The organism is Salipaludibacillus sp. CF4.18, assembly GCF_051262595.1.
Lineage (GTDB): Bacteria > Bacillota > Bacilli > Bacillales > Salisediminibacteriaceae > Salipaludibacillus > Salipaludibacillus neizhouensis.
In genome coordinates this window covers 20,350-39,108 of the sequence record NZ_JBIMEV010000022.1, presented here as the reverse complement: position 1 = coordinate 39,108, position 18,759 = coordinate 20,350, and the positions used below count along the sequence as shown (strand labels likewise).

Below are 18,759 nucleotides of genomic sequence, written 5' to 3'. Positions count from 1 at the left end.
CTCTAATTAAAATACAGCATTTTGAGTCGAATAACAACTGAATGTTGTTAAAGAATTGAAATATTAAAAGAGGGGTGGGAATGTGTGGAAATTTATTTGGAAGTGGTTTCCTTTCTCTATATCTCTGTAAGGATAAGAAAGGCTTCTTAAAAGATGCTTAGGCATTAATCTTTCATGAAAAAGGGGCACTGAAAAGTTTAAAACCAACTTTTCAGTGCCCTTCAACAAATCTGGGAGCCTTTTACTTAGCTTCCAGAAGAAAGCTTTCTTTGTTTTTCCTCTCGTGCTACTTTCAAGAATTTATTCGTTTCGGATACAACAACACCTGATAGACCAATAAGTCCAATTAAGTTCGGAATTGCCATAAGTCCGTTCATGACATCGGCAATACCCCAAACGAGGTCTAGTTGAGCTACTGCACCTACGAATATTGCAAGAACAAAAGCAATACGATAGTACTTAATGAAATCCTCACTAAACAAATAACTGAAACATTTTTCTCCGTAATAAGACCAACCAAGGATCGTGGAGAATGCAAAGAATGTTAACCCGATCGCAACAATAATACCACCGATAGGGCCTAGGAAGAACTCAAAGGTTGCCGAGGTAAGTGCAGCACCCTCTATACCATCCAAATACATGTTCCCCATAACAATCGTAATTCCTGTGATTGAACAGACAATAATTGTATCAATAAATACTTGTGTCATCGAAACGAGCGCTTGACGACCAGGATAGTCTGTTCTCGCAGCAGCAGCTGCAATTGGTGCAGAACCAAGACCAGCTTCGTTTGAGAAGACTCCACGAGCGACACCCCAACGGATGACGGCTCCGATAGCACCACCAGCGACGGCTTGACCTGTAAAAGCATCAGAGAAAATGAGGCCAACAGCTGCAGGGACGAGGTCCCAGTTAAGAATCATAATAAGAAGACCTGCTATAACATAAAATAAAGCCATTGCTGGAACGACATATGCAGTAACTTTACCTATTGCTTTAATGCCCCCAAGTATGACGAATGCTGATAAAACTGTAAGAATAATTCCAGTAATCCAAGGATTGATATTAAATGTTTCTGACAATGCCCCTGAAACAGAATTGGATTGAACCATGTTTCCAATTCCAAAAGCTGCAACGGCACCAAAAATAGCAAAGATAACGGCTAACCATTTTAATTTAAGTCCTTTTTCAATATAATACATCGGTCCGCCGGAATACTCTCCGTGCTTGTTTTTGACTCGGTATTTCACGGCGAGAATGGCTTCCGCATACTTCGTTGCCATTCCCAGAAGTGCGGAAATCCACATCCAAAAGACTGCACCAGGTCCACCCAATACTACTGCGGTAGCAACACCAGCAATGTTTCCTGTCCCGATGGTTGCGGCTAAAGCGGTTGTGAGTGCCTGATAGTGAGAGATATCTCCTTCAGATTTTTCATCCTTCTTTTCCGGACTGAAGGCGAGCTTTAGCGCATACGGTAAAGTCCTAAATTGTAAAAACCCGAGTCGAAGTGTTAAATAGAGCCCTGTACCTACAATTAATATAAGTGTGGGAACGCCCCAAACAATATTACTAATTGCTCCTATTGTTTCTGTTAACCAATCCTGCAAATGAATACCCCCTTTTTGTTTTCTAAAGACATGCTTCGGTATCAACCAGGAAGGCTAGTCTTAAACCCATTATATTCAAAAAAAGACATAAAAAGAAACAAATTTTTTAGACTATTATGATAACTATTGAAGAAAAAACGAAGCATGCGGCTAAATTGTCAGATTCAAAGTGATAGAAATCGCCATATATCAACATTTGTTTGTCAGAAAATATCTAATAGAGGTGAAAAGAAAAAAATCTAACTCAGAAAATTTCCGAGTTAGATTTTCTTACAAAATTCTACTTAAGGAAAAAATATTTTCAAATTTAAACGAAAGATTAGGAAATTTCTTGTTATATTGTCCATTCGCCTTTGCGGAAAACCGGTTCAGTCGTTCCATCTGCTGATTCACCGTCAATATCCATCTCGTCGGAACCGACCATGAAATCAACGTGTGTAATGCTTGTATTTAGCCCAGCGTTTTTCAGTTCCTCGCTCGTCATTTGTGCACCGTCTTTCAAACACGTGGAATACGCACTTCCGAACGCAATGTGATTCGAGGCATTCTCGTCATATAACGTATTATAGAAAAGAATACCTGATTGGGAGATAGGGGAGCTGTGCGGGACAAGAGCTACTTCACCTAATCGTGATGCTCCCTCATCAGTATCCAGTAAATGTTTGAGTGTTTCTTCGCCTTCTTCTGCTGAAAAATCAACGACCTTACCGTCTTTAAATGTAAGTGTAAAGTTATCGATCACGTTTCCGCCGAAATTCAAAGGTTTTGTATTTTTAATCGTACCTTGAACCCCGTCTCTTTTCGGAGCAGTAAAGACTTCTTCTGTTGGCATATTAGCAACAAAGTGCACCCCGTCTTGACTAGGACCACCGCCACCTAACCATATATGGTTTTCAGGTAGTTCAATAGTTAAATCTGTTCCCGGTGCTTTATAATGAAGTTTTTTATAATTTTTCTCGTTTAAAAATATGGCCCGATCCTGTAACGTTTTATCATGTTTTTTCCATTCGGCAACAGGATCAGCTGTGTTTATACGTACCGTCTCAAATATTGCTTCCCAAAGCTTTGGTACCTGTTCTTCTTCAGGTGTATCCGGGAAGACTTTTGCTGCCCATGGTTTAGAGGGGGCGGAGACAACGAGCCAGCTGACTTTATCAGATTGTATGTAGCTCCGGAACGTGTTCATTGCTTGGCCTGAAGCTTTGTTTGCAGCTGCGATTTTTTCGCCATCTACTCCCTTTAATAAATCCGGATCAGTTGATTTAATGGTCATGAAAGCTGCACCATTCTCGGCCATTTCCTCAAATCCTTTAGCTTTCCATACAGGGAATTCTTTGAAGGCTTCAAATGGAGCGAGGTCATAGCGCAGTCGAGCAAGATCATCATCGTTCCATTCAACATGAACGTGCTTTGCACCGGCTTCATAAGCTTTTTTAGCAACTAGACGAACAAAGTTTGCGCCTCCTACTGGTCCGTTTATGACCAATGTTTGACCTTCTTGAATATTTACCCCAACTTTAACAGTTAGTTCGGCGTATTTTTCTAATTTTTCATCGAAATTTTGTGTTGTCATATTGGCATCTTCCTTTCTTTCTTTCGTATCACGAATAGTTTAACAGCTTTGAGAATAGATTGAAACTTAGAGATCCGAAATAAATTGAATTGAAAAACAAGGTGTTATTGTCCGAGAAGAAGGGTATATAAAGGGAAGCATTTAATTCTCTAAAACCTTGTAAGATCGATCATTATTATTGAGTAAGGAGCCGTATTGCCATATAATAGTAATATCTATATCCAGTTATATGGAATTACTTATTTATTTATACTAATGAAAATGTGAGAGGATTGGCAAACATGATTAATTTTTATCAACAACATAAATTCATGTGGTTTTGCCTTGGGATCCTCTGGCTAAAAACATTTGTTGTTTCAAGTCTTACTTTTGACTTGACGATAAATCAATTTTTAGAAGCGCTTATTTTTGCAGTAAATCCCCTTGCATTTCTTCTAGTGGTATTTAGCCTTGGCTTACTTCTGAAGACGAGCCGCCAGAGGCCATATTATTTTATCGTTAGTTTATTCCTGACGATTATTTTGTATTCCAACGCCGTTTATTACCGTGAATTTACCGATATAATTACACTTCCTATGCTCGTCATGAGTGGAAATGCAGGAGACTTAAGTACAAGTGTTTTGGAATTAGTAAATGGCTATGATATGTTATTTTTTCTTGATCTCGTTGTAATAGGAATATTTATGGTGAAAAAGCCAAACTTCTTACCTGTTAATAAGGCAATATTCAAAAAAAGCAAATCAAAATATGCGCTCATCGCTTTAGTGGTAGCAACGATTATTGCAGGTGGCCAACTGGACAGCACAAATAAAGATACCGATACATTTAATCGAGACCAAATTATTAAAAATTTAGGTGTTTATAATTTCTATGTATATGATGCCTATCTGCACTTAACGACGAATAGTCAAACAGCATTTGCGGATCGTGATGACTGGGACTTGATTGAAGACCATTTAGATAAGTATCATGTTGAACCTAATACGGAGTTATCTGGTGTAGCCGAAGGTATGAATGTGGTGATGGTATCGATGGAATCCGTGGAGAGCTTTGTAATTAATGAAACAATGGAGAATGGCGATGAAATAACCCCATTTTTAAATGACCTCATCGAAGACAGCTTTTACTTTGAAAATATATATGACCAGAGTGGCCAAGGAAAAACATCAGATACAGAATTTATGATGAGTAACTCCATGTATCCCCTCGGAAGGGGCGCAGTTTTCCATACCCACGCAGAAAATGAATATGCACCTCTGCAACGTGGTCTGAATAACAAAGGTTATTTTACAGCTTCCTATCATGCAAATGATGAGACCTTCTATAATCGAAATGTGATGTACAAAAACTTAGGATATGAACGCTACTATGATATTGACTCTTATGATGTGACAGAGGAAAATTCGGTGGGATGGGGCTTAAAAGACATTGATTTTATTGAACAGTCGATGGAATACTTAAAACAGGCACCACAACCATTTTTTGCTACATTATTAACGCTGACGAATCATTTTCCTTATGAATTGGATCCTGAAGACCAATATATAGATCCTTTTGAATCAGAGAGTGACATTGTTAGCCGCTATTTTCCAACGGTCAGGTATACCGATGAAGCAATGCGTGTTATGTTTGAAGAAATGAAGGAAACGGGTCTTTATGAGAATACAATTTTCGTTTTATATGGGGATCATTACGGGATTGCTGAGAGTCATTATGAGGAATTGTCGGAATTTGTAGGATATGAAATAACAGATGATAAAGCACGAAAATTAGATCGAGTGCCAGTTATTATTCACGTTCCGGGGTTAGAAGGCGAAACAATTGATGCCGTTGGTGGACAAATTGATGTGATGCCAACGTTAGTAAATTTACTGGGGATATCTGAAGACGAGCATGTGATGTTTGGTAGGGATCTTCTAGCCGAAAAACGTGATGATTTCGTCGTCCAGCGAGATGGATCCGTCATCACAGATGAGATCATCTATACGAAGGATACTTGTTTTGATGCTGTGGACGGTTCAGTTCTGGCAATGGAAAGTTGCACCGGTGCTTATGATCGAGGGCAAAATGAACTTATTTATTCCGATAAAATCATTTACGGAGACCTGATCCGATTTCATGAGAACTCTGAATAATCTACTCATAATAAGCTAGGAAAATCATACTAATAACAACAGGAAGAAGGAGTGGGTGAATTCGATTATCAAAATGAAGGGGTGTTTATAAATGGTAAAGCATACAAGACCATTTGCAGGTAAATATACTCGTTATATTATGGCTTGGCTCTTCTTAGGACTGCTGGGTCCATTAGTATTATGGCCTGGCGATGTGCTACTTACGACGATAAGCATTGTGTTAGCACTTTTATTCACGGTTGGATATGATTTAATTGTGAGAGAAATTGTAAAGAGGAAAGCGAAAAGTATAGCGAAGGAAAATGCAGAATTAGTACTGGATGCGTTGCGATATGGGAGAGATCAAAAAGGATTTCTGGTAGTTACGAAGACCTTTCTAATCTTTGTTCCTTTATTAAGCAACATTAAGACGGTAATTGACACAAATAAAATTGTGCGTCATGAATTTGATGGGCAAATATTAGAGTTAACGGTGAAGTTTCCTAATAAACATCGGATGTTCCAGTTCTATGTTTCTTCTCCGGTGAAAGTCGAAGCGTTACTTTTAAAGAAAAGTGGAAAATCACTTCCATATAAGTACGATAAGATGAAGAAAAATAACTCGTTATAATGAGAGAGGGTGTCATAGAAGGTTTTCTTGACCTTTTATGACACCCTTTTTTTATAAGGTAATTTTATAAAATTACCGTTTTTCAGAAAATGTTTTTTTCGTCGAACGGAGAGGCTCGTAGATCATCCACGGAAAGGGGAGCGGTAATTCTGCCAAACAACGTTCCGTGATAATATAGCAACAAAATAGAAAAAAAGACACTAAGTTTTATTAAAGACTACAATGCTTAATTGTCTTCGTTGATTGGGTACGTCCAAAAATACTCACTGTTTAATCGTTGTTTTATCGTTTCATCCTCTGAAGTAAATTGCTCTTTCATTGCATCGACTACTCCTGCTGTTTGAGATCGATGAGCGTCGATTACTTTCATTTTTTGCTCCAGGTAGGGAGAGATATCCAAGCGAATATCAGGCGCGCCAATCACTTCCTCGGAACCTTCTGAAAAGGCGATTGCATGGACTGTTGGTCGTTCCTCTTTAGAGAGTCTTCGAATGGCTTGAATGACTGCAGCTCCGGTAGCATCGTGATCGGGGTGAACGGCATAACCTGGGTAAAAAGTAATGACAAGGGAAGGATCGACATCTTTGATAATATCAAACAGTCTGTTTTCCAGAGCAATTTGATCAGCAAATTCCACGGTTTTATCACGCATACCGAGTCTTCGCAAATCTGTTACACCAAGAAGGCGACAAGCCTCATCCAATTCCTTTTTTCGTATTTCGGGTAATGTTTCTCTATTTGCAATTAGTGGTCGTCCCATATTTCTGCCCATTTCACCAAGGGTTAAACACACATAAGTAACAGGTGTCCCCGCTTGGGTGTGGGAGATAATAGTTCCGGCTACTCCAAATGCTTCGTCATCAGGGTGTGGAAAGATTACAAGAACATGATTTTCCATGGGTGACACTCCTTTTAGAATAATATTATCTATTTATTAGTTTCTTCTGTTTGCTGACTGCAACTCAGTCGATCATTGTAATTTTAAGAGACTGTTGTTTTCTATTGAACAGAGAGACTCGAATCCGCTCTAGGCGGACACTTTACAAGGGCAATATTTAATTTTTCTTATTTTGGAAATGGTGTTTCACTTAATTCTAAAGCTATTGCTAATTTCCCCTCTGAATCATGCCCGGCAAAAAGCAGTCGGTTTTCATCATCAATTATCCAGTCAGTTAACCCTTCTGAGTAAACCCAACCTTGTTTGAGTTCCAAACCAATACGATAAGGACCATTTCCCGATATTTTCGCTTGTGTAAATGTTAATTCAACGTTACGAATAAAAGCTCCTGCTGAAAAAAAGTTTTGATCACGATGAGAAGCATAAGCACCATTTGTCGTTTCAAGGTGAATATACAGGTTTTTTCCTATTAGTTTTGATAAATTGTTTTGTACGAGCTGTGGATCAATTGGTTTCATCTTTATGTTCAACCCCTTTATTAGCATTAGTTAGATCTTTTATAATGTTCAGTATTACGAATGATAGAAGTGGAGAATTTGTTTCGTTATCTTGAATTTTGTTCATTTCCTACTATCCTTTAACGTCACTATTCCCATTGTATCAGCTATGACGGTGGATGCAAAAGATCACTCTTACCGGACGAAAATAAGTCTTGCTATATTAAGATAGGTAATCCATAATATGAAAAGTAGTCATAAAGTAATGTGAAAATAGGGGTGTATTTAATGACAGGTTCGGTAAAAGGGAAACTTATTAGTTTTACTGGTGGTCTTATAATTTTTACGATGCTAGTAACTTCTTTCGTCATTTATAATCAATTGGGTGAAGGAATTGAAACATCAGTGGAAGAGAGTGCGACAGCAACGACGGAGGATGCTGATCAGTTTATTCAAGCTTACTTACATAGATTTAAAACAATAGTAGCGATGATGGCTGAGGATAATAGAACAATAGGAAGTATTACAGAAGGAGACGAAGAGTTGTGGTCTAGTTTGACTACTGCTCATACTAGTTTTATGAATCGGGAGCAAGGGGCACAGGCTACATACTATGGTACAGCAGAAGGTGATATGAGGACTACACCAATGTTGGAATTGTCTGCAGATTATGATCCGAGAACGCGACCCTGGTATGAGGAAGCAGTCACAAACGTTGGGGAAGTTATTTGGACATCTCCATATATAGATGCAGATACTGAAGAGCTTGTTATTACGGCAGCAAAATCTATTACACCAACCCCCGATTCTGATCAGGTGTTAGGGGTTATGGCAGTTGATTTGTCACTCGATGAAATGGTTTCGTTATTGGAATCTAAGGAGGTTGGTTATGGCGGTCAATTAGCCCTTATTGATACAGAAGGGGTTATTATTGCTCATGGAGATCCCTCGCAAGTTGGAAATAATTTGGCTGAAGATACGCAACTGAATGCAATAGTGGAGTCAGCCGATACGAAAGGCTCTTTGAAAAATAATGGAGAAACAATTTATTACGATGAAATTGACGGCTATGGCTGGAAAGTCATGTCTATATATAACGATGATCTTCTGTACGCAGAGCTAGATAATACGAGGAATACATTTATTATTGTGTCTATCATAGCGGTTATATTTGCTTTTCTTGCTTCATTTTATGTAGCAAATAAGTTAACCAAACCGATACAACGTTTAAATGATCAAGTAAAAAAAATGGCGCAAGGGGATTTTTCCAAGGATCTTAACGTAAAAGGAAAAGACGAAATTAGTCAACTTGGAGTGTCTGTGAATGAAATGAGTAAAGAGCTTAGACATCTTGTAGGTTCGATTCAAGGATCGGCTAGTGACTGTAAAGTAATGGCTGAGGAGCTAAGTGCTGTCTCCGAGGAGACGTTAGCGACAAGTGATGATATGTCTTCTGCTGTGAACGAAGTTGCTGTAGGGGCTTCAAAACAGGCCGAGGATATGGAAGAAGCGAATCAGCAAATGCAACATTTGTCTGGTCAGGTAGGAAGGGCAACGGAACAAACGAACCAAATGAACAAAGTATCGATGGATATCAGAAAGGCAAATGAAAAAGGTCTTACGCAAATGAATGTGCTAACAGATCGAACGTCGGCAACTCGTCAAGTATTTTCTAATGTTGATCAAGCAGTTGACCAGCTAATGAAAAAGGTAAGTGATATTGGTTCTGTTGTCGACACTATCTCTGACTTCGCTGATCAGACCAACCTTTTAGCTTTAAATGCCAGTATTGAAGCGGCAAGAGCAGGAGAGCATGGAAAAGGATTTGCGGTAGTGGCAGATGAAGTAAGAAAGCTAGCAGAACAATCCATGAGCGCGACAGGGAGAATCCGTGGAACTCTTGATGAAGTCGAAGGAGAAACGAAAAGAGTCGTAGATGCAATGACCACTGCTAATGGAATGAGTAATGATCAAAAACAAGCAGTGGAAGATACAGGTGCATCTCTCCAATCGATCGTTAAATATATTGAAACGCTGTCTCAATCTCTTGAAGAACTAACGAAGGATTTAAACGGGGTAAATGATCAAAAAAGTCAGATAGTTGAAGCGATGGCTAGTATTGCACAAGTTTCCGAAGGGGCGGCTGCAACCGCAGAGGAAGTGTCTGCATCAGCTGCAGAGCAAACCAAAGCTATCGAGACGGTAGGTAAAACATCTGAACAGCTCAATGATCTTAGTACAGAGCTTCAGGAGAAAACAAACCGTTTTAAAATAAATAACGGATAAGAGAAGCATAAGATTAGAGGGGTGTCAGGTCTTTGACTTTGACATACTCTCTTTTATTTTGGCTGTTTTCGTAAACTCTGTTCTAAAGAAAAAAAGACTTAGTGCCTATCACACCTATCTAGCTGGATTGTTATCATCGAAGGTTGTTTGTGAAAATTTCGATTAGCTTCCCTTGGATGATCCGCAAGCCTCCTCGATAGAATTGGAGTCCCTCCCGATCGTAAAAGAAATAGGCGCTAAGAAATCATCCTTTATATTATAGTTTTTACCGTTGTTGATAAAGGTGTGGATAAGTATAATGGAGAGAAGACATGGAAGAAATTCTAAGTGGATACACTTGATAATAATAAGGAGGAAATTTAATGGGGAAAGGTATTATAAGTTTAGGTGAAGCATTAATTGATTTCATCCCGTTAGATGATAAGAATGAAATCTTTCAGAAAAGCCCCGGTGGAGCACCTGCAAACGTTGCGGTAGGCCTAGCACGACTTGGAGCAAAAACAACTTTTTTAGGTAAAATAGGTGACGATGTGCTAGGTCGGTTTTTAAAGGATACATTGAACGGTTATGGTGTGGATACTTCTCACATGACTTTCACGAAGGATGCTCGGACAGGAGTTGTATTTGTGACTCTGGGAGCAGGGGGCGAGCGAAGTTTTGAATTTTACATAGATCCAAGTGCAGATCGCTTTCTAACAGAAGCAGATGTGGACAGAGCATTGTTTGAAACACATAACCTTCTTCATTTTGGGTCGATTAGTTTGATAAGTGAACCGGCGAAATCAGCCACTATAAAAGCAGTAAAACTTGCAAAAGAAAAAGGCTTAATTGTCTCTTATGATCCCAATCTACGCCTAGGACTATGGAAAAATGAAGACCATGCGCGTGGAGAAATTAAAAGCATGTTAGGGTACGCAAATGTTTTAAAAATTTCTGAAGAAGAATTAGAATTTATCACTGGAGAACATGACATCGTTGCAGGAGTTAAAAAACTGGAGGACTATCAAATTCCAATTATCTTTATTACACTTGGAGCCGAAGGAAGCTTTATATTTGCAAAAGGGAATCAAGTTCATGTAAATGCGATGAAAGTAAAAGCTGTTGATACAACAGGCGCAGGAGACGCTTTCGTTTCGGCAATTCTCTATCAACTTCATGAGACCGACAAGGCAGTTTCAGAATTGACGTTGGATGATCTGGAACAAATGACGCGATTCGCTGCTGTTTCCGGTGGACTTGCCGCAGCCACAAAAGGTGCGATGACAGCCTTACCAACCTTGAATGAAGTGAAAAATCAATTGGCGGATTAGCAGATTTTTATAAATGTAAAAAGATGACTCCAAATGATCGGAGAGATCTTTTGGAGTCATCTTAATCTGAGTTTATCCGTCTATTTATCGTTTTAGAGCTTTTTCAATGGCTTCCTTTATACGCGGCTCATCAAACGGCTTAACAATAAAGTCAACTGCTCCTTTTTGAATCGCATCGACAACCATGTTTTGTTGTCCCATTGCCGAGCACATAACAACTTTAGCATTTGGATCCAAAGCTTTAATTTTTTCTAAAGCTTGAATGCCGTTCATTTCGGGCATCGTTATATCCATTGTGACTAAGTCGGGTTTATGTTCTAGGTATAAATCAATCGCTTGTTGCCCATTTTCAGCTTCTGCAACAACTTCATAACCAGCATCAGTGACCATTTTTTTTTATGTCATTCTCATAAACGCAGCATCATCAGTTATTAATAATCTCGCCATTATAATGATCCTCCTCTTCGGTTCAAAGCACTATCGTTGTTCTAAATATAGTACGAAAGAGGTGGATTGTCAACGGATTTATTACTTCTAAAGTCCTTTCGTATATGTAGTTATCTAGAAAATTAAAGGGAAATAGTGTAAAATAAGGGTGTAGAGATATTTCTATTTGCGTAATTGGGTCTATTTAACTATTTGTAGAAGAGGAATACCTAATAGGCAAATAATAAAATAGGACTCAGCTTAAAGCACCTCGGGTTTGATTGAAATAATGATCTCTATAAAAAGTCTTGGTGTTCAAACGCAATTACAAAGGAGGGAATCCTCATGGCTAACCCATTTAAAAATGATTGGAAACAGCAATTGAGTGAAGAGTTTAAGAAAAGCTATTATCTTGAATTACGGGAATTTTTAAACGCGGAATACGCAATTCACAATATCTTTCCACAGATGGATGACATTTTCAATGCATTACATAGTACGTCGTTTGAAAACACGAAGGTGGTTATTATTGGTCAGGATCCGTACCATGGCTTTGGCCAAGCTCACGGATTGAGTTTTTCTGTGCAGGGGGGAGTTAAAGTTCCTCCCTCACTGAAAAATATATTTAAAGAACTTCATGATGATCTAGGGTATCCTGTCCCTCAGCATGGATATTTACAAAAGTGGGCAGGGGAGGGAATCCTTTTATTAAACAATGTATTGACAGTAAGAGAACAAACACCGAATTCTCACCAAGGGAAAGGGTGGGAAGTGTTTACGGATCAGGTGATTCAAAGGTTGAACGAGCGAAAGAAACCCGTGGTATTTATTTTATGGGGGAAACACGCACAGAAAAAAGGAGAATGGATTACAAATGATCATCATTTAGTCATAAAAAGTCCTCATCCTAGTCCTTTTTCTGCACGTCGTGGTTTTTTCGGAAGTCGTCCATTTTCAACAGCGAATAAATTTCTCCAGCAGATCGGAGAAGAGGAAATCGACTGGAAATTACCTGTGCATCTAGTAGAAGAGAAATGAGATTGCATAAGATAGAAAAGATGAATTGACTTACATGGTTATGGAAGATAATTATAATTTTCTGGAAAAGGAGTCGGTACATTATGAAGCAAAGGATTGGATTTATTGGAACAGGCGTCATGGGAGAAAGTATGGCCAATCATCTCATGAAAGGTGGTCACGAACTTTTTATTTATACACGTACAAAATCAAAGGCTAATGGCTTGCTTGAAAATGGTGCCAAGTGGTGCGAAACGGTGTCAGAGCTTGCGGAAAGTGTGGATGTCATCATTACAATGGTGGGATATCCAACTGATGTCCGGGAAGTATACTTAGGTCTTCAAGGGATTTTAGAGAATGCTTCGCAAGGTACGTATGTAATCGATATGACGACGTCAAGCCCTGCTCTTGCAAAGGAGATATTTGAAGAAGCAAAACAAAAGGGATTGTATAGTTTAGATGCTCCTGTCTCCGGTGGGGATATTGGAGCGAGAGATGCAAAGCTAACGATAATGGCCGGTGGAGAACAAGCGGTATTTGACCATATGCAACCTATTTTTAAATTAATGGGAGAAAATGTTGTTTTGCAAGGTGAAGCAGGAGCTGGACAATTCACAAAAATGGCCAATCAAATAGCGATTGCTAGCACGATGATGGGTGTAAGTGAATCCATGGCTTATGCTAAAAAAGCTGGATTGGATCAAGAAAAAGTCTTGTCATCCATTCAAACAGGAGCAGCGGGAAGTTTTTCGCTTTCAAAATTAGCACCACGAATGATAGCTGGAGACTTTGCCCCCGGTTTTTACATTAAGCACTTTATCAAGGACATGGGAATTGCCATTGATTCAGCAAAAGAGTTAGGAATGGATACTCCAGGTCTGATTCAGGCAAAGAACTTATATGAACAACTGGCAGAAGACGGAGAGGGAAATTCAGGAACTCAAGCCCTATATAAATATTACGATCACGAATAGCACCCGCTTTTTGGGGTCAGACCCCCCATATATTGGGAATCGCTGTGGTAGAGAAATTAGTAGTGCGATAAATGTCGAATTTTCTGCACAATTCTCGCTTTTTTTAATTTATAATGGTGTTTGAGACAAAAAGAAATACTGAGGAGAAGTTCAAATGTTTCATACACTGCGGTCAAAATTGCTGATATTTTTAATTCTAGTAGCCTTTATTCCGATGATCATCGTTGGGATAATTAGTTATAACGCTCAAAAACAAGAAATAACAAATAGTGCTGAACGGTCTTTAGCGATTCAAAGTACAAGTTTATCGGTGGAGATAACGAGGTTTTTAGAGGAACGATTGAAGGACATACAGACTTTAGCCAATAATCCTGTATTAATGGATCAGGACAGTGAGGCTCTGGACATAAGGGAACAGATGTATAAATTCTTGATGATACATAACATATATTTTGATTCTCTTTATATAACTACAGATGGGACGGTAGCGGTTGAAACAGAATTAGGTGTGCTGGGAGAGGACTTGAGTGAACGTCCTTGGTTTGAAGAGGCGCTGAAAGGTAATATCGTTATTTCAGATATTTATTATTCTTCACTTATTGACACCCCCGCCCTTGCAATGGCATCACCTGTTTAGATATGGACCAAAATTTACATAGTGTGCTCGCACCTATATTCGATTTAGGTTCCCTTTATCAAGTGCTGGAAGAACATACAGATCAGCAGCAAGATACAAGGTGGGGTGGCTATGCATTTTTACTAAACAATGATGGAAATTTTATTTCTCATCCCGATACAGAGGAAATTTTCCATGCAAATTATTTTCAGCAGGAAGGAATATCGAAAGGGACTGTTAATGATCTTATCGATCAAAGGGGAATGGTCAATGTGGAAGGAGGGGAAGTACACTCTTTCTCGAGAATAGAGACATTTTCGGGTTTTAATAATGAATGGTATGTAGGAGTAGCAGTAGATGGGGAAGAGCTCTATGCCCCATTAAGAAATTTGCTCATGCAATACTTGGTGTTTTTCAGTATCATGTTGATTGTCATTACACTTGCCGTTTATAAATTGTCACAATATCTTGTTTTGCCTATTCAACAACTTGTCGAGACAACGAAGAACTTAGCAGAGGGTAATAAAAAGAATCAAAAATACGTATCTGCCTATGAAGAAGTCAATTATTTAAATGCAACGTTCGATCATATGACAGAACAGTTAGAGGAAAGAGAAAAAAAGAATAAAAAATCAACGGTGGTTTTGGAATCAACAGATAGTGGAGTTCTAGCAATCAATCGGAAAACCAAGAAAATAACGTTGTTTAATAGAAAATGTGAAATGACATTTCTTCTTTCGAAAGAACAAGCGATTGGGGTTGAACTGGACATTCTTATAGAGCAATCTCCAACTATGAGAAACATCGTTGAAAAGGGGAATATTCATCAGTTAAGTGAGCGTGGAGAAGTGAAAGACAAGTATGAAATAGATTTTATCTCTGAAGATACTGGAGAGATGCAAACATATTTGTTGAGTATAACTAGCTTGCCGGGTCCAGATAGTGAGGCACACGATGAAATGCTTATCATATTTAATGATCTGACGGAAAAACGGAAAATGGAACTTGAGTTGGTTCGGTCTGAAAGGCTAAAAGTAGTTGGAGAGATGGCTGCAGGATTTGCTCATGAAATCAAAAATCCTCTTACGACAATAAAAGGTTTTATACAACTGTTTAATGAACGAGATAATTCGAGAAATGAACAGTTTTACGAACTCGTTGGGGATGAAATTGATCGAGTAAATAAACTGATGAATGAACTTTTGGAACTCTCAAATCCGAATTCTATCAAGAAATTTGAAACGATTGATATAGAGAAATTGTTAAATAATTGTTTGACATTGCATCAGTCAGATATGAATGATAATCATATCGAGCTAGAGGTATTTTTTGAAAAGGATTTACCAGAGCCTCTTGCCGACAGGAACAAGTTACAGCAAGTTTTCATGAATCTTTTTAATAATGCTATTCAAGCAATACCTGATGGAGGTAACTTGATCATTCGCTCCAGTCTAGACGATCAAAGGGAACAAATAGTTGTCTCAGTGAAAGATAGTGGTTCGGGGATGAGTTGTGAAACGCTCCAAAAACTAGGTACGCCATTTTTTACAACAAAGGAATCGGGTACAGGCTTAGGACTTACGACAAGTTATCGTATTATCGAGGAAATGGGTGGAACGATAACCGTTCAATCAATCGAGCAAGGTGGCACCACATTCACCGTCTATATCCCATTGGAAATGAAATAAAAAGACAACTTCCAAATAATGGGGGGTCTGACCCCTCGGGTAGACCCCTCGTATAGTATTCTTCATTTTTCAGACAGTTCATGATACATTGGAGGTAACAGAATGGAGGAGATGGATATGAAACAGGCATTAGTTGTAGGTGCTACAGGACTTGTAGGCAGACATATTGTCAAAGAGTTGATTAAAAGCAATAAGTATGAAGAAATTCATCTTCTTACTAGATCAAAATCATTATTTTCTGATCATCCCAAGGTAAAGGAACATATTATCGATTTTGACTTCTTGGATCTAAAAAAGCATTTGTTTGACCAAGTATCGGATGTCTTTATTGCCATTGGGACAACGATGAAAAAGGTAAAATCACAAGAACAATTTATAAAAGTTGACTATACGTATCCACTGAGAATTGCAGAATATGCAACGGAAGCAGGCGCAGAGAAAATACTTCTCGTTTCTTCGATGGGAGCATCCCGAAATTCACGCTTCTTTTACAGCCGAGTTAAAGGCACGCTGGAGGATCAGATCCTTATGCTTAACCATCAATCGGTACATATATTCCGTCCATCGCTCCTTACAGGAGAAAGATTCGAAAATCGACCGGGGGAAAGAGCTGCTGAAGTGGTTAGTAAACCTCTTTCTTTCATTTTTAAAGGGAAGCTGGAAAAGTATGTACCTGTAAGAGGTGCCTCCGTAGCCTCGGTTATGGTAGAAGTGGCACAAGTAGACAGTAAAGGAATTCATGTCTATGAATCTAATCTTATCCACCGATTGGGAGAGGTATTGAAAAAATAATGAATGAACCGATACTTTCTATGGATTTCAGAATAGACAGTAAAGCTTTTCTTAAAACCGGCACTTGTCGGTTTTTTCTTTTATTCTTGAAAAAAACATTATAAAGTTTCGTTGGAAATATACATATGATTTAGTACATCAAAACCCGGTAGGATTTTCTGACTATCGATTATTGTTGTATAATTAACCTAATATAAAACGAAAGGGGCTAGGTCTGTGGACATTCCTGCTAGCGTAGTCATTAGAAAGATGGAGGAGGAGCTGGATAAGCTAAAGGTTTCCGTTAACGCCTCTGAAAATACATATCGAGAACATGCTCAAGTGCTAAAAACGTATTGTGATCTTCTTCTCGACACGAAAACAGAAGCACCGGCCCCAAAGGTTCAGCATGCAACCGTAAACGATGTTCATGGCCGAAAAGGGGAGAGAACCGAACATCAGCAAACACCGGAAAGTCATTCCGCTAAGAAAAGCGGCACTGTATATGACGGAGGAGATAACCCGGAAAGTGACAGTTTGTTTGATTTTTAAAGACTTTTTAAATGTGGTTGCTTTTGAAAAGATTAAAGACCAGTATGATGAAAATTACGATTCGATAAATAGATATGGTATGCTTTTCTTGGGAAATAAACACAGAAATTATCCAGCATAAAGCGTGGTAAAAAGGAGAATGAATGATGAAGCTATTTTTACTATTAGGAAGTGCAAATGCATTTCTATTCGTTGCACTTGGTGCATTCGGTGCACATGCCTTGAAGGACAAACTCGAAGCGACAGGTTACCTTAAAACATTTGAAACAGGCGTCCAATACCATATGATTCATGCGGTGGCTTTAATTGCAGTAGCCATCCTCACAAAGTATTTGTCTGCTACAGGGCTTGTCCATGGAGCGGGTTGGGCATTTTTGATTGGAATCATTCTTTTTTCGGGGAGTCTTTATGCCCTAAGTTTAACAGGAATTAAAATTCTCGGAGCAATTACGCCACTTGGAGGTTTAGCATTCCTAGTCGGGTGGGCGCTCTTATTCGCAGCCGCATGGATGGAATAAATTAAATAATAGCACCATTTCTAGTAGCACCTACACGAAATTCGTAGGTGCTACTAGTGTAGGTGCTACTAAGAATGATAGTGAAAAAGTTATATCTTACCTCGGTGGATAGGCCGACAAGCCTTGTTGTGCTCCGTTAAAAGGATAGTCGTAATCTAATTCCTCATCAAACGTGGCATAATCAAAGTTCACCATTAAGAGTAAGTATCGTTTACCCGTTTCTGGATCGCTCAAAATGATATGGTCACGACCAGCAGCTTCAACGACTCCCTTGAAAATTTTTGCGTTCCATCTGTCGTTATTTTCGAAAGTCATATAAAAGGTACCGACTTTACCACGATTTAAACGTAGTATATTTTCGATATAGGACTGCTCAGGAGGAAGTTGACCCGGAACATCTATAACAGGTGAAAATGGTTGTTGCTGCTGTTGAGCGAAAGCTGGCGGCGGTGGCATCGATGCACCTGGTAGGTAAGGCTGTTGTTGCTGTTGCTGATATTGTTGTTGGCCGGCAGTAGGAGCCTTATCAGCTTGATAGCCACCCCCTTGATATCCATTGTAAGCCCCATTTGACATATATGGAGAACCTCCTTGTGGATACATATCGTCACTCCCTCTTTGTTATTTTTTCACTTACAATTTTTCCTGATCGCACTTTAGTAGACGTTGTACACATCCTCACAATCTTCGACTCGAGGGGAGTAAAAACAATGCAATTTATATCTCCCGGTATTAGGCTGACCCCACCATTCAGCAGGGCAGTCACCTTCAGGCCTGAAAAACCAAAGTGAAAACTCAGCAGGATGGAATCGTTCCCCTTGAACCAGTCTGCGAGCAAGACGCTTATCTCTTTCTCGTGCATGCTGATAAAAGTAACTTTTATGAGTTGCTTCAAACCCACCAGGAGATTGGTATACCATTTTTGTAACGTCTGTAATGTTCTCAAAATCCATACAAGGAACGCGAACTCGGTTTACCATCGTATTTCCCGCTTGGAGCATTCCAAGTTCCCCTTCGCCTTCTGCCTCTGCTCGCATTAAGCGACCAAGCAGTTCAATATCACGTTCCCGTGTTTTAATAACGGCCATTTTCAACACCTCCTTAATACAACCATGCTAAAGACATTGTATGTGCTGACACCCAAGTTATGACACAAAAAAAGAGTCCTAAAAAAGAGCATCAATTGAGTTTTCACATAAAAAACCCGATTGCATTGTTCCGCAATCGGGTTTTAAAAGAGTTTATTTTTTGTACCACTAAAGATGTTACCGAACTTAT

Annotated in this window: 18 protein-coding genes; 11 read left to right on the top strand and 7 right to left on the bottom strand. The window is 39.0% G+C overall.

All coding sequences use genetic code 11. The annotated features are described in order from the left end of the window. Positions 1-245 precede the first annotated feature (245 nt). Positions 246-1,610 carry an alanine/glycine:cation symporter family protein gene (locus ACHABW_RS14075; protein WP_435755905.1) on the bottom strand — a complete coding sequence of 455 codons (1,365 nt, stop codon included), beginning with the start codon at positions 1,608-1,610 and terminating at the stop codon, positions 246-248. 334 nt (positions 1,611-1,944) lie between these two features. Then, positions 1,945-3,183 carry an aminopeptidase gene (locus ACHABW_RS14070; RefSeq protein WP_435755903.1) on the bottom strand — a complete coding sequence of 413 codons (1,239 nt, stop codon included), beginning with the start codon at positions 3,181-3,183 and terminating at the stop codon, positions 1,945-1,947. A gap of 281 nt (positions 3,184-3,464) precedes the next feature. On the opposite strand from ACHABW_RS14070, the gene ACHABW_RS14065 reads away from it, so the two are divergent. Beyond that, complete coding sequence (locus tag ACHABW_RS14065; protein ID WP_435755901.1) at positions 3,465-5,318, top strand: LTA synthase family protein; 1,854 nt, start codon at positions 3,465-3,467, stop codon at positions 5,316-5,318. Between the two features lie 91 nt (positions 5,319-5,409). Next, entirely contained in the window at positions 5,410-5,928 is a 519-nt protein-coding gene (locus ACHABW_RS14060; protein ID WP_435755899.1) for a hypothetical protein, read from the top strand. A gap of 226 nt (positions 5,929-6,154) precedes the next feature. Here the strand turns inward: ACHABW_RS14060 and bshB2 are convergent, their stop codons facing one another. Together bshB2 and ACHABW_RS14050 are read right to left on the bottom strand one after the other, a co-directional pair. Next, positions 6,155-6,826, bottom strand: a complete 672-nt coding sequence (bshB2, locus tag ACHABW_RS14055) for a bacillithiol biosynthesis deacetylase BshB2 (RefSeq protein ID WP_435755897.1) — start codon at positions 6,824-6,826, stop codon at positions 6,155-6,157. A 167-nt stretch (positions 6,827-6,993) separates the two neighbouring features. Then, positions 6,994-7,344, bottom strand: coding sequence for a YojF family protein (locus ACHABW_RS14050; RefSeq protein ID WP_435755895.1), 351 nt, complete (start codon positions 7,342-7,344; stop codon positions 6,994-6,996). 267 nt (positions 7,345-7,611) lie between these two features. Between ACHABW_RS14050 and ACHABW_RS14045 the strand changes: the two genes are divergently transcribed. Both ACHABW_RS14045 and ACHABW_RS14040 read left to right on the top strand, forming a co-directional pair. Further along, positions 7,612-9,609: a methyl-accepting chemotaxis protein gene (locus ACHABW_RS14045; RefSeq protein ID WP_435755893.1), complete on the top strand. Its 1,998-nt coding sequence runs from the start codon at positions 7,612-7,614 to the stop codon at positions 9,607-9,609. A 362-nt stretch (positions 9,610-9,971) separates the two neighbouring features. Continuing rightward, positions 9,972-10,919 carry an aminoimidazole riboside kinase gene (locus ACHABW_RS14040; protein ID WP_435755891.1) on the top strand — a complete coding sequence of 316 codons (948 nt, stop codon included), beginning with the start codon at positions 9,972-9,974 and terminating at the stop codon, positions 10,917-10,919. An 84-nt stretch (positions 10,920-11,003) separates the two neighbouring features. Here ACHABW_RS14040 and ACHABW_RS14035 read toward each other — a convergent pair whose 3' ends face one another. Then, a complete protein-coding gene (locus tag ACHABW_RS14035) occupies positions 11,004-11,309 on the bottom strand; it encodes a response regulator (protein ID WP_435755889.1) in 306 nt (101 codons plus the stop codon). A gap of 381 nt (positions 11,310-11,690) precedes the next feature. On the opposite strand from ACHABW_RS14035, the gene ACHABW_RS14030 reads away from it, so the two are divergent. From ACHABW_RS14030 to ACHABW_RS14000, 7 genes are all read left to right on the top strand, one after another. Further along, positions 11,691-12,383, top strand: a complete 693-nt coding sequence (locus ACHABW_RS14030) for a uracil-DNA glycosylase (RefSeq protein WP_435755887.1) — start codon at positions 11,691-11,693, stop codon at positions 12,381-12,383. Between the two features lie 83 nt (positions 12,384-12,466). After that, the gene (locus tag ACHABW_RS14025) at positions 12,467-13,336 is read left to right on the top strand and encodes an NAD(P)-dependent oxidoreductase (protein ID WP_435755885.1); all 870 of its coding nucleotides are present in this window, start codon (positions 12,467-12,469) and stop codon (positions 13,334-13,336) included. Between the two features lie 154 nt (positions 13,337-13,490). Further along, complete coding sequence (locus ACHABW_RS14020; RefSeq protein ID WP_435755883.1) at positions 13,491-13,973, top strand: cache domain-containing protein; 483 nt, start codon at positions 13,491-13,493, stop codon at positions 13,971-13,973. A 2-nt stretch (positions 13,974-13,975) separates the two neighbouring features. After that, positions 13,976-15,640, top strand: a complete 1,665-nt coding sequence (locus ACHABW_RS14015; protein WP_435755881.1) for an ATP-binding protein — start codon at positions 13,976-13,978, stop codon at positions 15,638-15,640. 102 nt (positions 15,641-15,742) lie between these two features. Beyond that, positions 15,743-16,432, top strand: coding sequence for an NAD-dependent epimerase/dehydratase family protein (locus tag ACHABW_RS14010; protein WP_435755879.1), 690 nt, complete (start codon positions 15,743-15,745; stop codon positions 16,430-16,432). 216 nt (positions 16,433-16,648) lie between these two features. Next, positions 16,649-16,963, top strand: coding sequence for a YwdI family protein (locus ACHABW_RS14005; protein ID WP_110938282.1), 315 nt, complete (start codon positions 16,649-16,651; stop codon positions 16,961-16,963). A 146-nt stretch (positions 16,964-17,109) separates the two neighbouring features. Then, positions 17,110-17,481 carry a DUF423 domain-containing protein gene (locus ACHABW_RS14000; protein ID WP_183040947.1) on the top strand — a complete coding sequence of 124 codons (372 nt, stop codon included), beginning with the start codon at positions 17,110-17,112 and terminating at the stop codon, positions 17,479-17,481. Between the two features lie 96 nt (positions 17,482-17,577). Here the strand turns inward: ACHABW_RS14000 and gerQ are convergent, their stop codons facing one another. Continuing rightward, the gene (gene gerQ / locus ACHABW_RS13995; protein WP_435755876.1) at positions 17,578-18,057 is read right to left on the bottom strand and encodes a spore coat protein GerQ; all 480 of its coding nucleotides are present in this window, start codon (positions 18,055-18,057) and stop codon (positions 17,578-17,580) included. An 80-nt stretch (positions 18,058-18,137) separates the two neighbouring features. Continuing rightward, positions 18,138-18,569, bottom strand: a complete 432-nt coding sequence (locus ACHABW_RS13990; protein ID WP_435755874.1) for a cell wall hydrolase — start codon at positions 18,567-18,569, stop codon at positions 18,138-18,140. Positions 18,570-18,759 lie beyond the last annotated feature (190 nt).

Coding starts and splice junctions, on each gene's coding strand:
- ACHABW_RS14070 (WP_435755903.1), bottom strand. CDS start 3,183: ATGACAACACAAAATTTCGATGAAAAATTAGAAAAATACGCCGAACTA.
- ACHABW_RS14065 (WP_435755901.1), top strand. CDS start 3,465: ATGATTAATTTTTATCAACAACATAAATTCATGTGGTTTTGCCTTGGG.
- ACHABW_RS14060 (WP_435755899.1), top strand. CDS start 5,410: ATGGTAAAGCATACAAGACCATTTGCAGGTAAATATACTCGTTATATT.
- bshB2 (WP_435755897.1), bottom strand. CDS start 6,826: ATGGAAAATCATGTTCTTGTAATCTTTCCACACCCTGATGACGAAGCA.
- ACHABW_RS14050 (WP_435755895.1), bottom strand. CDS start 7,344: ATGAAACCAATTGATCCACAGCTCGTACAAAACAATTTATCAAAACTA.
- ACHABW_RS14045 (WP_435755893.1), top strand. CDS start 7,612: ATGACAGGTTCGGTAAAAGGGAAACTTATTAGTTTTACTGGTGGTCTT.
- ACHABW_RS14040 (WP_435755891.1), top strand. CDS start 9,972: ATGGGGAAAGGTATTATAAGTTTAGGTGAAGCATTAATTGATTTCATC.
- ACHABW_RS14035 (WP_435755889.1), bottom strand. CDS start 11,309: ATGGTCACTGATGCTGGTTATGAAGTTGTTGCAGAAGCTGAAAATGGG.
- ACHABW_RS14030 (WP_435755887.1), top strand. CDS start 11,691: ATGGCTAACCCATTTAAAAATGATTGGAAACAGCAATTGAGTGAAGAG.
- ACHABW_RS14025 (WP_435755885.1), top strand. CDS start 12,467: ATGAAGCAAAGGATTGGATTTATTGGAACAGGCGTCATGGGAGAAAGT.
- ACHABW_RS14020 (WP_435755883.1), top strand. CDS start 13,491: ATGTTTCATACACTGCGGTCAAAATTGCTGATATTTTTAATTCTAGTA.
- ACHABW_RS14015 (WP_435755881.1), top strand. CDS start 13,976: ATGGACCAAAATTTACATAGTGTGCTCGCACCTATATTCGATTTAGGT.
- ACHABW_RS14010 (WP_435755879.1), top strand. CDS start 15,743: ATGGAGGAGATGGATATGAAACAGGCATTAGTTGTAGGTGCTACAGGA.
- ACHABW_RS14000 (WP_183040947.1), top strand. CDS start 17,110: ATGAAGCTATTTTTACTATTAGGAAGTGCAAATGCATTTCTATTCGTT.
- gerQ (WP_435755876.1), bottom strand. CDS start 18,057: ATGTCAAATGGGGCTTACAATGGATATCAAGGGGGTGGCTATCAAGCT.
- ACHABW_RS13990 (WP_435755874.1), bottom strand. CDS start 18,569: ATGGCCGTTATTAAAACACGGGAACGTGATATTGAACTGCTTGGTCGC.